13 protein-coding genes are annotated in these 13423 nt (G+C 66.2%); 10 read left to right on the top strand and 3 right to left on the bottom strand.

What is annotated here, in order from left to right:
• Together flhA and AC1RTO_RS08755 are read left to right on the top strand one after the other, a co-directional pair.
• Window positions 1-2076 (top strand): flagellar biosynthesis protein FlhA, encoded by a 2076-nt coding sequence (gene flhA / locus AC1RTO_RS08760; protein WP_493160494.1) that lies wholly within the window; start codon window positions 1-3, stop codon window positions 2074-2076.
• Complete coding sequence (locus AC1RTO_RS08755) at window positions 2073-2879, top strand: sigma-70 family RNA polymerase sigma factor (protein ID WP_493160493.1); 807 nt, start codon at window positions 2073-2075, stop codon at window positions 2877-2879. The genes flhA and AC1RTO_RS08755 overlap by 4 nt, the downstream gene beginning before the upstream one ends.
• Before the next feature lie 125 nt (window positions 2880-3004).
• Here the strand turns inward: AC1RTO_RS08755 and msrA are convergent, their stop codons facing one another.
• Window positions 3005-3544: a peptide-methionine (S)-S-oxide reductase MsrA gene (msrA, locus tag AC1RTO_RS08750; RefSeq protein ID WP_493160492.1), complete on the bottom strand. Its 540-nt coding sequence runs from the start codon at window positions 3542-3544 to the stop codon at window positions 3005-3007.
• A gap of 95 nt (window positions 3545-3639) precedes the next feature.
• Between msrA and galE the strand changes: the two genes are divergently transcribed.
• Window positions 3640-4617, top strand: a complete 978-nt coding sequence (gene galE / locus AC1RTO_RS08745) for a UDP-glucose 4-epimerase GalE (RefSeq protein WP_493160829.1) — start codon at window positions 3640-3642, stop codon at window positions 4615-4617.
• Between the two features lie 58 nt (window positions 4618-4675).
• On the opposite strand, the gene AC1RTO_RS08740 is transcribed toward galE, so the two are convergent.
• Window positions 4676-5356, bottom strand: coding sequence for a phosphatase PAP2 family protein (locus AC1RTO_RS08740; RefSeq protein WP_493160491.1), 681 nt, complete (start codon window positions 5354-5356; stop codon window positions 4676-4678).
• Between the two features lie 373 nt (window positions 5357-5729).
• Here AC1RTO_RS08740 and AC1RTO_RS08735 point away from each other — a divergent pair, with 373 nt between their 5' ends.
• From AC1RTO_RS08735 to AC1RTO_RS08705, 7 genes are all read left to right on the top strand, one after another.
• Window positions 5730-7880, top strand: coding sequence for a TonB-dependent siderophore receptor (locus AC1RTO_RS08735; RefSeq protein ID WP_493160490.1), 2151 nt, complete (start codon window positions 5730-5732; stop codon window positions 7878-7880).
• 13 nt (window positions 7881-7893) lie between these two features.
• Complete coding sequence (locus tag AC1RTO_RS08730) at window positions 7894-8436, top strand: hypothetical protein (protein WP_493160489.1); 543 nt, start codon at window positions 7894-7896, stop codon at window positions 8434-8436.
• Complete coding sequence (locus AC1RTO_RS08725) at window positions 8433-9857, top strand: PepSY-associated TM helix domain-containing protein (RefSeq protein WP_493160488.1); 1425 nt, start codon at window positions 8433-8435, stop codon at window positions 9855-9857. The genes AC1RTO_RS08730 and AC1RTO_RS08725 overlap by 4 nt, the downstream gene beginning before the upstream one ends.
• 93 nt (window positions 9858-9950) lie before the next feature.
• Window positions 9951-10454, top strand: a complete 504-nt coding sequence (locus AC1RTO_RS08720) for a hypothetical protein (protein ID WP_493160487.1) — start codon at window positions 9951-9953, stop codon at window positions 10452-10454.
• A 1399-nt stretch (window positions 10455-11853) separates the two neighbouring features.
• A complete protein-coding gene (locus AC1RTO_RS08715) occupies window positions 11854-12111 on the top strand; it encodes a hypothetical protein (RefSeq protein ID WP_493160486.1) in 258 nt (85 codons plus the stop codon).
• Window positions 12108-12320, top strand: a complete 213-nt coding sequence (locus tag AC1RTO_RS08710; RefSeq protein WP_493160485.1) for a hypothetical protein — start codon at window positions 12108-12110, stop codon at window positions 12318-12320. The genes AC1RTO_RS08715 and AC1RTO_RS08710 overlap by 4 nt, the downstream gene beginning before the upstream one ends.
• Before the next feature lie 42 nt (window positions 12321-12362).
• Complete coding sequence (locus tag AC1RTO_RS08705) at window positions 12363-12614, top strand: hypothetical protein (protein ID WP_493160484.1); 252 nt, start codon at window positions 12363-12365, stop codon at window positions 12612-12614.
• Window positions 12615-12939: 325 nt separating this feature from the next.
• On the opposite strand, the gene AC1RTO_RS08700 is transcribed toward AC1RTO_RS08705, so the two are convergent.
• Window positions 12940-13272: a hypothetical protein gene (locus tag AC1RTO_RS08700; protein ID WP_493160483.1), complete on the bottom strand. Its 333-nt coding sequence runs from the start codon at window positions 13270-13272 to the stop codon at window positions 12940-12942.
• Between the last annotated feature and the right edge of the window lie 151 nt (window positions 13273-13423).

The following is a 13423-nucleotide window of genomic DNA, read 5'->3' as shown; positions in this document are numbered from 1 at the left end:
GTGAACAAGCTGCTCGCCACCGGTCGCGGCGCGGCGCTGCCGCTCGCCATCCTCCTGCTCGTCGTCGTCATGGTCGTGCCGATCCCGGCGTTCCTCCTCGACATCTTCTTCGTCGCCAACATCGCGATCAGCCTCGCGGTGCTGATGGTGTCGCTCAACGCGCAGAAGCCGCTCGACTTCTCGTCCTTCCCGACCGTGCTGTTGTTCGCGACCCTGTTCCGCCTCGGCCTCAACGTCGCCTCGACCCGTATCGTGCTGGTCCACGGCCACGAGGGCGAGAGCGCCGCGGGCCATGTCATCGAGGCGTTCGGCACCTTCCTGATCGGCGGCGACTATGTCGTCGGCATCTTCGTCTTCGCGATCCTGATGATCATCAACCTGATCGTCGTCACCAAGGGCGCCGGCCGCGTGTCGGAAGTGTCCGCGCGCTTCACGCTCGACGCCCTGCCCGGCAAGCAGATGGCGATCGACGCCGATCTCAACGCCGGCCTCATCACCCCGGAAGACGCCAAGACGCGCCGCGTCGAGGTTTCGACCGAGGCCGATTTCTACGGCTCGATGGACGGTTCGTCCAAGTTCGTGAAGGGCGACGCGGTCGCCGCGCTGCTGATCCTCGCCGCCAACATCATCGGCGGGCTGATCCTGGGGCCGGTCAGCCACGGCATGACGATCGCCGCCGCCGCCAAGAGCTATATCCTGCTCGCGATCGGCGACGCGCTGGTCGCGCAGCTGCCCTCGCTGATGCTGTCGATCGCCGCCGCCGCGATCGTCACGCGCGTGTCCTCGGACAAGGACCTCGCCGGCCAGATCGGCGGCCAGTTCGGTAGCCCGCGCACCTGGACGCCGGTCGCGATCATCCTCGGCCTGCTCGGCCTGCTGCCCGGCATGCCCCACCTCGTCATCCTCGCCACTGCAGGGCTCGCCGGTTTCGCCGCGTGGAAGCTGCGCCAGATCGAGAAGCGCCCGGTCGCCGCGCTGCCCGTCGCCGCCGAGGAACCCGTCGACCCCTCGACGATCGGCTGGGACGAGGTCACCGACGGGATGCAGGTCAATTTCGACATCGGCTACGGCCTCGTGCCGCTGGTCGACCCGCGGCGCGGCGCGCCGTTGATGGGGCGGATCACCGGGGTGCGCCGCCAGCTGTCGCGCGACCTCGGCTTCGTCGTGCCGCAATGCCGCGTGCGCGACGACATCAACCTCGCGCCCTACACCTATCGCATCCTCGTCAACGGCGTCGTGCTGGGCGAGGACCAAGTGTCCCCCGACGAGATGCTCGCGCTCGACACCGGCCAGGCCTATGGCGACCTCACCGGCAAGAAGGCGAAGGATCCGACCTTCGGCCTCGATGCGACCTGGATTCCCGCCGGCGACGCCGATGCGGCAACCGGTGCGGGCTTCCTCGTCGTCGATGCCGGCACGGTCATGGCGACGCACCTCAACCACGTGCTCGGCGCCAACGCCACCGACCTGCTCGGCCCAGACGAGGTCCAGTCGCTGCTCGACGGGCTGAAGGAGCGCGCCGCGCAGCTGGTCGCAACGCTGACCCCCAATCCGCTGCCGCTCACCACCCTCACCCAGGTCCTCAAGGGCCTGCTCGCGGAGAACATCCCCTTGAAGGAGTTCCGTCGTATCGCGCAGGCGATCTCGGTCGCCGCCACCCGCAGCGCCGATGCCGAGGAGATCATCGAACTGATCCGCCCCGAGCTCGGCCCGCTCATCATCCAGAAACTGTGCGGTGTGCGCGAGCCGCTGCGCGTGATGACGCTGGAGGGGCAGCTGGAAGGGTTGCTCGGCCAGGCCGCGCGCGCCGACCAGTCGCGCCGCCACGTCATCGAGCCCGACCTCGGTCGCCGCATCGTCGATGCGCTGCAACAGGCGGCGCAGCCGCTGATCGCCGAGGCCAAGCCGTTCGCGCTCGTCGTCCAGCCGGCGATCCGCATCGCGATCCGCAAGCTGGTCAAGACCGTGCTGCCTGACACGCCGGTCCTCTCCTTCTTCGAGGTGCCGGAAGAAAAGGCGGTCGAGGTCGTCGCGGTGATCGGCGGATCGCAGCAGCATCAGGCGCTGGCGGCATGAGCGCCGAACCGATGAAGCTGGCGTTCAGCGACGCCCAACCGGCGCCGGCCGGGATGGTCCCCATGCTGGCGCCAGCCGGCACGAGCCACGTCCAGCCGCTGACCTATTCGCGCGCGACGCGGCCCGGCGGCGATCAGGAAACGATGATCCGCCACTATCTGCCGCTTGTCCGCCGCATCGCCTGGCATGTGCATGGATCGATGAGCACGATCGTCGACGTCGAGGACCTCGTCCAGATCGGCCTCGTCGCGCTGGTCGAGGCGGTCGGGCAGGCGCAGGAACAGGGCGCACAGTTCCGCGCCTATCTCCAGACCCGGCTGCGCGGCGCGATGATCGACGAACTGCGCCGGCAGGCGACCGCGACGCGCGGCGCAATGCGGCGGCGGCGGCAATATCAGGCCGCCATCGCCGCGGTGACGGCAAGAACCGGCCGCCCCCCCGACGAGGCGGCGCTGGCGACGGAACTGGGCGTATCGGTGGAGAAACTGCGTGCGGATTACGAAACGGCGGACGGGGTGAGGTTCGAATCGATCGACGAGGTCTATGCCGATGACCTGCCCTGGTTCGCGGACGACACGCCCGACGCGTTCGAACAGCTTGCCGAAAGCGATCTGCGCGACACGCTGATCGCTGCGATCGGCGCGCTGCCGGAACGCGAGGCGCAGGTCATCCAGCTCTATTATGTCGAGGAACTGAACCTCGAGGAGATCGGCCAGGTGCTCGGCGTGGGATCGGCGCGCATCTGCCAGATCAAGGCCGCCGCGCATGCGAAACTGAAGAAGGCGCTGGCGAAGCGGATGTGACCTCCCCGGCACGGGGAGGTGGTGCGACGCTGCGGTGACGGGGGGCTTCGCCAAGCGATATCGCCTTAAAAAGCCCCCCTCCACCGCCGCCGCCGGTCACCCTCCCCGTGTCGGGGAGGATCGGGTCAGGCGACGACCGCCTTCGACCGCGCGGCGAAGCTCTTGCGCAGCTTCTGCAGTTTCGGCGGGATCACCGCCATGCAATAGGGGTTGGAACGTCCCGACGTCTCCCAATAGTCCTGATGATAGTCCTCGGCCGGATACCATTCCGCCATCGGTTCGACCGTCGTCACGATCGGCTTCGCCGCATCCGCCTGCGCCCGATCGATCGCGGCGCGCATCTCGGCCTCCTGGCGTTCGTCGGCCGGGAACACCGCCGAGCGATATTGCGTGCCCACGTCATTGCCCTGCCGGTTGAGCTGCGTCGGGTCGTGCGTCGCGAAGAAGATGTCGAGCAGGTCGCCGAGCTCCAGCTGCTCGGGGTCGAAGCCGATGCGGATCGCCTCGGCATGGCCGGTGTCGCCGCCGCACACCTGCTTGTAGGTCGGGTTCGGCACCGATCCGCCGATATAGCCGCTTTCGACGCTCTCCACACCGATCACGTCCTTGAACACCGCCTCGGTGCACCAGAAGCAGCCGCCCGCCAACGTTACGTATTCCGTCATCACGATCTCCTTTGCCCCAATGTAGGAACAGGTTAGAGCGCGCAAAAGGCGGGAGCAGATCGGTGACTTCAAATAGCACGTTGAACGGCAAGGTAATGGTGACCGGCGGGGCCGGCTATATCGGCAGTCATGCGGTGCTCGCGCTGCTCGACGCGGGTTACGACGTCGTCGTTATCGACAATCTCGTCACCGGGTTCGACTGGGCGGTCGATCCGCGCGCGACGCTGGTGCAGGCCAATATCGAGGACGATGCGGCGGTGCGCGCAACGATCCGCGACCACAGGGTCTCCGCGATCATGCATTTCGCCGGATCGGTGGTCGTGCCCGAATCGGTCAGCGACCCGCTCAAATATTACCGCAACAACACCGCCGCGACGCGCGCGCTGATCGAGAGCGCGGTCGGCGAGGGCGTGCCGCACTTCATCTTCTCGTCCACCGCCGCCACCTACGGCACCCCGGTGAAGGTGCCGGTGCAGGAAGACGATCCCAAGGTGCCGATCAACCCGTACGGCATGTCGAAGCTGATGACCGAGGCGATGCTGCGCGACGTCGCCGCGGCGCATCCGATCAACTATTGTGCGCTCCGCTATTTCAACGTCGCCGGCGCGGATCCCGAGGGCCGGTCGGGCCAGTCGACGGTCGGCGCCACCCACCTCATCAAGATCGCGGTCGAGGCGGCGACCGGCAAACGTGACGCCGTCTCCGTGTTCGGCACCGATTTCGACACGCCCGACGGCACCGGCGTGCGCGACTATATCCATGTCAGCGACCTCGCCGCCGCGCATGTCGCCGCGCTCGAACTGCTCGTCGCCGAACCGACGAAAAGCCACGTCCTCAACGCCGGCTACAACCGCGGCTTCTCGGTCAACGAGGTGCTCGATGCGGTCGATCGCGTCACCAACCTGACGATCCAGCGCCGCTACGAGGGCCGCCGCGCCGGCGACCCCGCCGCGCTGGTCGCCGACAACAGCGCGATCCTCGCCACGCTGCCGTGGCGCCCGCAGCGCGACGACCTCGACACGATCGTCAAGGACGCGCTCGCCTGGGAACGCAAGCTCGCCGAGCGGGCGTAACCGCCGACGCGCCGCCCCCCCGTTCGCGCCGGACCCGAACGGGGGGATGGCGGAGGGGCTAGCGTTCGCCGCCGATCGCCATCCGCGCCTGCGCGGTGGCGGTCCACCAGCCGAGCGCCCAGAGCGTGCCGAAGCTCCATCCGGCCAGCACGTCGCTCGGCCAGTGGACGCCAAGGTAGATGCGGCTGCACCCGATCGCCCCGACCAGCAGCACCGCCGCGACCAGCAGGTAGCGGCGCGCGGTCCGCTCGCGGGTCACCTGCCCGGCCAGCGCCGCGAGCGTCAGATAGACGATCGCGCTCGACGTCGCATGCCCGCTGGGAAAGCTGTAGCCGCTGACGTCGACCAGATGCGGGACCAGATCGGGGCGCGCGCGCAGCACCTGCCCCTTGATGAGGTCGACCGCCCAGCCGCCGGTCAGGCTGGCGAGCGCGATGGCCAACGCGGTCAGCCACAGCCGCTGCGCGAGCAGGAAGCCGACGACGAGCAGCACCACCAGCGTCAGCACGACTCCCCCGCCGAGCGCGGTGATATCCGCGGCGACCTTGGGCAGCCATGCCGGCCCGTGCCATTGCCGCAGGCCGAGGATGATGCCGCGATCGAAGGCGAAGGGATAGCGGCTGGTCGCGAACGCCCCGGCCAGCAGCACCGCCAGCCCCGCCGCGATGATCGCGAACCCGGCAAGCAACGGCGGAAGGCGCCGCGCGCCGCGATGGGAGGGCAGGGCTGGCTGGGTCATGGATCCGGGATCAACGTGCGAACGCCCCGACGGTGCCGGACGGGACCGACGGAGTCGAGTCTGCGTGGGGCGAGCTGGGTCGGCACGAGCCTTTACGGATCGCGGCCGGCACGGCACGGCCGCGCCGTCACCCTGAACAGGTTCCGGGGTCCACCTTGCCGCACGCCCCCCCCGCCGTCGACTGCGCGGCACAATGAATGCCGAATCCATCGGGGAGACGAGGCGCCGGACCGTCTGCTGTCACCCCTCCCCATCTCCCGCCGGCACCTAACCCACCAGTCCATCGCCGCATTTCCTCCGCGAGATAATGATAACGACTTGCAATAGCCTACTCACGCGCTATGCGCTCGGTCAGTTCACGGAGTAAGACGACATGACCGCCCTGATCGCCCTGCTGGTCGCTGCCGCAGTCTCGCCGACGGCGTCCGCCCCGGCCCCCGATTCGGCGAGGGATGCGACCACCGGCGCGGAGGATCCGCAGCGCACCGACGACATCATCGTCACCGGTCAGCGTAGCGAGGGCAGCGACGATTATGGCGTCAAGAGTCAGCGCACCGCGACGCGCCTGCCGCTCAGCCAGCGCGAGACGCCGCAGTCGATCAGCGTCGTCACCCGCGCGCAGATCACCGATTTCCAGCTCAACGACGTCAACGCGCTGCTGACGACGGTGCCGGGCATCAGCGTCTTTGCCGGCGAGACCGACCGCGTCTATTATTCCGCACGCGGCTTCGACATCCAGACCTTCCAGATCGACGGGATCGGCCTGCCCTTTTCGTTCGGCATCCAGACCGGGTCGCTCGACACCGCGATCTACGACCGGATCGAGGTGGTGCGCGGCGCGCCGGGTCTGCTCTCGCCGACCGGCAATCCTTCCGCGGTCATCAACTTCGTCCGCAAGCGCCCCTATCGCGAGCTCAAGGCGGCGGCGAGCGCGCAATATGGCTCGTTCGACGCCTTGCGGCTGGACGGCGACGTCAGCGTGCCGCTGACCACCGACGGCAGCATCCGCGCGCGGGCGGTCGGCGCCTATTCGAACAGCGACAGCTATATCGATCGCTACAAGCTGAAGCGCTGGACCGGCTATGGCATCGTCGAGGCGGACCTCGGCCCCAATACCGTCATCAGCGTCGGCTATGGCCATCAGGACCACACCAGCCGCGGCGCGATGTGGGGCGCGCTGCCGCTCTATTACACCGACGGCAGCCGCATCGACTATAAGCGCTCCGCCAATTATGCGCCCGACTGGTCGAGCTGGAACGTCGTCGACCGCCAGATCTTCGGCGACCTCACCCATGACATGGGTAACGGCTGGACCGCGAAGCTCTCGGTGCTGCGCAAGGCGACCGACGAGGACAACATCCTGTTCTACGTCTACGGCAATCCCGATCGCGCCACCGGTCTCGGCATCGCCAGCTATCCCGGCGCATTCCTGGGCGACACGCGCAACCTGACGATCGACGCCTATGCCGGCGGGCCGGTCGACATCGCGGGCCGCCGCCACGACGTGATGTTCGGCGTGATGCGCGGCGCGGAGCGCTACCGGCAGTATTCCAGCTACGACAATGCCACGATCGGCGTGTCGCTACCGCTCGACACCTTCCTGAACGGCACCTTCGCCCGGCCGAACTTCCCGACGCCCTATACGCTCAGCCTCGACACCAATACCCGGCGCGAGACGGTCTACGGCCTCGTCCGCCTCAACCTCGCCGATCCGTTCAAGGTGATGGTCGGCGGCAACTACACGCATGCGCGCAGCGAGGGCGCCTCCTATGGCGCGCCGACCGCCTATGATCACAGGCGCTTCCTGCCCTTCGTCGGGGCCACTTTCGACCTGACCGGGGCGATCAGCGCCTATGCCAGCTATGCGACCATCTTCAACCCCCAGACCGAGTTCGACATCGACAACCGCCTGCTCGACCCGATCAAGGGCGACAATGTGGAGGCGGGGCTGAAAGGCGCGTGGTTCGGCGGGCGCTTCAACGCCAGCGCGGCGGTGTTCCAGGCGCGCCAGCGCAACACCGCAGAGGCCGCCGGATTCGACACGGTGCTCGGCCGCACCATCTACCGCGGCGTCGATGCGACCTCGCAGGGGATCGAACTGGAGGTCGGCGGCAATCCCGTGCAGGGACTGCAGGTCACTGGCGGCTTCACGACGATGCGCGTCCGCGGCGACGACGATCAGGCGGTGCGCACCTTCGTGCCGCGCAACACCGCGCGCCTCAACCTGACCTATACGCCAGCGCCGCTGCCGGCGCTGAAGCTCGGCGCGTCGATGCAATATCAGAGCCGCTTCTATTTCGAACCCGGCGCCAATTCGGTCACCACCGGCCAGCCGATCCGGCTGACGCAGGGCAATTACGCGCTGCTCGACCTGCTCGCCCGCTACGACCTCACGCCGCGCATCGCCGTGAGTGCCAATGTGCGCAACGTCACCAACGCCAAATACCTGACGGCGCTGACCTTCGACCAGAGCCGCTATGGCGCGCCGCGGACGGTGCTCGGCACGATCAGCCTGCGCTATTGACCGGTTTGCCGTCGTGATCGCCGCCGCGCTGATTGTCATCCTCGTTGCCGTCGCGCTGGTCCGGCTCGGCTGGGGCGGACGGCGTGAGGCCGCAAGCCTCGGCTGGGCATTGGGGCTGGCGGCGCTGGTTGCGCTGACGGCGCGAGACGGCGCCTGGGGGCTGGCGATCGGCACCGTCACCGGCATCGCCGCCGCGCTCGCTTTCGTCCTTCATGCCGGCTGGACCTCGCCCGCCAAGATCCGGCGCGCGCCGCGGGAGGCGCCGGCGATCCTGCTGCCGCGGCGCTGGCACGATCTCGGCCGGCGCGTGCTGGTGTTCTTACTCGTCGTGCCGATCGCCTTCAGCGCGGCGCAATGGCTCGCCTTCGCCGTGCAGGCGGTGGCGCGGCGGGCCGGCGCCGGGGATGCCGACACGATGGTGATGACGCTGTTGCTGCAACCGATCCTGTGGGCGGTGCTGATGGCCTGGCAGATGACCCGCGCCGGCCCGGCCCGCATGGTCGCCCCGCCCGCTGCCGCCGCGCTGCTCGGCACTGCTCTATGGTGCGCGGCATGACCGGCACCCGCGTCCAGCGGGCGCTCGGCGGCCATGCCGCGATTGGCCTGCTCGTCAGCGCGCTGCTCTACCTGATCGCGCTATCTGGGGCGCTGATCGTCGTCCACGACCGCTGGCAGCGCTGGGAACAGCCCGACATCGTCGAGACCGCGACGCTGTCGCCGGCGGCGGTACAGGCGGCGATGCGCGCCGCCTTGGTCCGCGACCGCGGCAAGCCGCCGACCACGCACCTCTACGTCCGGCTGCCGACCGAAGACCTGCCGCGCGGCGTGGTGACGACCGATCACGGCGCCTCCTACGTCGACGGCACCGGCACGATCGTCGGCCGCGAGGCGCACAGCTGGACCGAGTTCCTGATCGGCCTGCACGAATATCTGCACCTGCCGGCGAGCTGGGGGCTGATCCTGGTCGGTGCGCTCGGTGTCGCACTGGTGGCGCTGGTCATCACCGGCGTGCTCGCGCATCCCCGCATCCTGCGCGACGCCTTCCGCCTGCGCATGCGCCAGGACCCGCAGATCGCGCGCGCCGATTGGCACAACCGCATCGGCGTCTGGACGCTGCCCTTCGTCCTCGCGGTGGCGCTGACCGGCGCGTTCATCGGGCTGGGCAGCATCGGCACGACCATGCTCGCGCGCGCTTATGCCGGCGGCAAGCTCGAAGCGATCTACGCGCCCGTCTTCGGCCATGAACCCGCGCCGAATCCGGCGAAGGCCGCGCTGCCCGACGTCGCCGCCGCCCTCACCGCGGTACGGACACGGGTGCCGGACGCGGTGCCGACCTATGTCATCGTCCACGAACCCGGGACGATGGGCCAGCATGTGCAGGTGATCGCGGAGCATCCGCGCCGGCTGATCTATGGCGAAACCTATGCCTTCGACGCGCGTGGCGGCTGGCGCGGCCCGGTCGGGCTCGCCGACGGGGCGGTCGGCCAGCAGGTCGCGGCCTCCGCCTACAATCTGCATTTCGGCAATTACGCCGGCCTGCCGGTCGAAATCGCCTATATGCTGTTCGGCCTCGGGCTGTGCGTGGTCACGGCGACCGGCACCTCTCTGTGGCTGCGCAAGCGCCAACGGCGCGGCCTCGGCGGCACGCGGCTGACCGCCTGCTGGAGCGTCGTGATCTGGGGAACGCCGCTGCTGATCGTCGCGCTGGCCGGGCTGCGCGCGATCGCCGGCCCCGACGTGCCGCTCGCCACCGTCTTCTGGAGCGCTCTCGCCGCCGCCATCGCCGCCGCCACGGCGCAGCCGCGTTGGTTTCCGGACGTCGCGCTGCGGACCATTCTGGCGGCGGCGCTGATCGCGACCGCGATCGTCCACCTGCTGCTGTTCCGCACTGCGCCGGCGAGCGTGCTCGCGATCGACGTTATCGTACTGGCACTGGCGATCGCCGCCCTCACGCTGAGCCGCCGCCAGTCGGTCTGATGCCGCACCGCGGCGCGTGGCCTTGTCACGACGGCAAGGCGCCCGACGACGCGAGGCACAGGTCGGGCCACGCCGATCGCCCGTAACATATCGTTGCAGGCGTTCGGGAACATCGCGGTGCTGGGGCTGCAGCGCTGCCGGTTGATCGGCTTCGATGCCGAGGACGCGGACGAGTTCGGCCCAAAATTGCGGTTCGATCGCCCCCATGGTGTGGGTGAGCGAGACCCGGCATCCGACGTTGCTGGCGGCATCCGGAGGGATGAAGCAACCGGGATCGGCGTAGAGAGCGGCGGCGACGACCGGCGGTATCATTGGGAAAAAAACGATGGTGGGTCCGCCGCCCACCACACTCTCATCCGAAACTGGCAGAAAGCCGACATTCGGATGCTCAGATGTAACGCGAATGCCCCCAGCGATGCCCCCTGCCCGCTTATACATGTCGTGACAGACGGATGGGCGGGTTTCAGCCAGGCGATGGCCCAAGAATCATCGCTGCGCGCTAACTCTCTCATGATGACCGTCATCGCCACGACAATGATCCTGTTAGGACTGCTGCTCCTCGCTTTCGGGCTCGCCCGCTGGATGGCGCAGACGTGAAATGCACATGCATTTGGCGCATTTATTTAACGCTGTTTGCATTCGTCAGCGACGAGGCTGCGTTGCATAGGGAGGGTGCCTTTCAGGCATCCTCTCCTAAAACTCCCATAGGCCGCTTAGAGGCGGCTTTTTTTGTCAGCCTCAAGTGACGCGCACTGCGGCGAAGGCTCACCCCGAGACGACGACCGCCGTCATGGCTCGACCTCCCCGCGATCGCTGACAGCGCCCGTTTGATCCGGATGCCTGGCGTTGATCGGCGAAGCTGACGCTATGGCAGCGCGTCAAGAAGTAGTGGAGGTGATCAGTGACGGCACGAATTCCTTCGTCAACAAAGTGATGGACGGACGAGCTGCAGCAAGGCAGTTTCCACTAACCGAATGGACCGAATCATTACCGGGGCGCTGCGCTGAACCACCCTCAAACCTCAGCTTAGAATTTTGTAGATTCTGTCATATTGGCTGCTTTTGATACGAGATAAGGATCTCCTGTGATCAGCAAATTCATTATCAATGTGCTCGCAGTAGTAGTCGCTAATTTGACAGTTTTACCAAATACACAAGTGACCCCGCCCCCCGCCCCGACGTCCCCGCCCACGGACGACATCGTTGTCAAAGGTCTCCGAGATCTTGATTTAAATGACCCTAAATCACCGGTAACCCATCGGACTATGGGGAGCAATAGAACCGGCCATAGTGCAGTTGCCAGTAACAACCTTGCTGCGATGGCCGAGCGCTTTGCACGTTGCGCGATCTCAAATGACTTACCCTCCGTCCCGAAAGCACGAGAGGCGCTTCAAAACGCCCTTGACGGAGCAGTGAACGGCGCTGGCCAGCGCTTCTGGCAAAGTCGTTTTGTACAGACAAATTCAACATGCGCACAAGACTCGCAACTCGCCCGCCAACAAGGCTTGGCATCTTTCGAGCAAGGCCGATATGATCCGAGTTACTACGATCGGGGCGCAATGTACCTTAGAGCTATACAGGTTTTTGCTCCTGAATTGCACCTTATAAAGGCTCAAACTGGCGATCCGATAGTCCAGCGGCGATTTGATGCGCGGGAGATACCTCTCGCACGATATCGCCTTCCAGTAGACCGCCGATACTTTGAAATCGCAGTTTGCCTTGTCCGAATGGAACCGGAGATCGCAGTGCGTCTCGTGCAAACGCAGCGAAAATCTACAATTACCAGCCTTGAAGCATCCCTCGTTAATCAAGGTCTAGTGTGCTTAGGGGGCGCTAATAAAGTCTACTTTGACCCGGCGCAGTTTCGAATGTACATCGCTGATGCGGTTTATCGGTGGGCGATAGCCGCAAAAGGATCTAGTTCACTTGTTCCGACCAAATAGCTTTGTTCGCCGTCCCCCGCGGGCAGCATCGAAGATCGGGATCGACATCTCGACATGGCCGCAGTCCACGCATTCGACGGCAAGAAGGCGGTTGTCGAAAAGCCGATTGCCGCGCACGCTCACCCCATGAACGAAGATGAAGCGACTCACCGGCTGGGCGAAGCGCTCAACCACCTCCACGCCGTTGCGGCGACATTCGAAGCGGGAGCGTACGTCGATGAGGAGAGCGCGCTGACCGCGGACGATCTGAACGTGATCCTGGCGAAGCTCGAGGTCGTGCATGGCGCGGAGAAGCGGGCTTCTGATCAGTGAGCGACGTAGGTACGATCGAGCGAGCGTTTCAGCTTGCGCGGGAAGGCGCCTGTCATTCGGTCGCCGACATCAGGCAGCAGCTGGGCGCAGAGGGGCACGAAGGCGTCCAGAGCCACCTGAGCGGCACGACGATCCAGCGGCAGCTGAAGGCGGCACTGAGCGCGCGCGGGGTGTCGTCGTTGGTGATGGATGACGAGGTCGACGCCTGACCGCGATTCGACGGGTTACGGCATTGAGAACAAATGTGGAACATGGCGACGCTGATCGAATTGGAGTCGCCCATGTCCCCGCTCAAAAACCTGCGTCAGCTTGCCGCTGAGCGCGGCGAAAGCCTCGCTAACCGATCGGCCCTCATCGAGCGCAATGCCGCCTATCTCCAGCAGTTCGTCACCCGCGGATCGCCGAAGCGGCTGGAGCCGGACGACCGGCTGCACCTGGCGAAATATCTAAACGTCGACGAGCGCAAACTCGGCGCCCGCAATCCGTGGGAGCCGGCGCTGTGAGGCGCGTTACCCGCGAGCAGCTGCGCACGAACATATGAGTCGCGCTATCCGTCCTGAAGCCGTTCCAGAAGCGGGCGCTGGGGCTCGATATCGAGCGCATCCGGGGCAACGTCACCGACGTCCTAGTCGAGCGCATCATGGGCCGGCCAGAGAGCGAGACGGTGATGCTGCAGCCTGACATGGTCGGCCCGGCACACGCGCCCTCGCACGGGCAGTGGGATGTCGACGAGCCCCATCCGTACCCCGATCCGGTCAAGCGCTGACGGACCGTCATAGCCTCCGCACCAAAAAGGACGGAAACAGAGGAGCGCTGATGCTGACCCTGCTAATTGGTCGACGACTTAAATACGCCGGCGGGACCTGCGCACGTGAGGAGCACTTTCTCTGTGGTCGCATCGATGTCGCTGCCACGCTCCATGACGGATATGGTCGTCGCATAGACCTTTTTCGATGTGTCGTTTGAGGTCACTTCATACCGAGCAGAGGCGGGATTTGCAGGCGGCGAAACACGATCGATACATGCACGAACATCGGCGGCCGGCTTTGATGTCCAGATCCCTGCGTAGGCCCCGTCGGCCAAATCGGTGGGATAACCGGAACCCATGATGCACCCGCTCAGTGCCAACCCAAGCGTCAGACCTGCACACACCTTCTTCACAGCCGGACCTCCGATTTGATACGCTTGGCTCTAGCGCCGGCCGGTAGCGCAGGATGACAGTTCAGCAAAGTGGCATCTGGCTCGACCATCGACCTTATCTTTCGACCGGTGATCGGCTAGAGACGTTTGGTGAACAGCCCAGATCTCACAC

Source organism: Sphingomonas sp. GW821-FHT10F09 (assembly GCF_058809195.1).
This window is presented reverse-complemented; position numbering and strand designations above follow the sequence as displayed.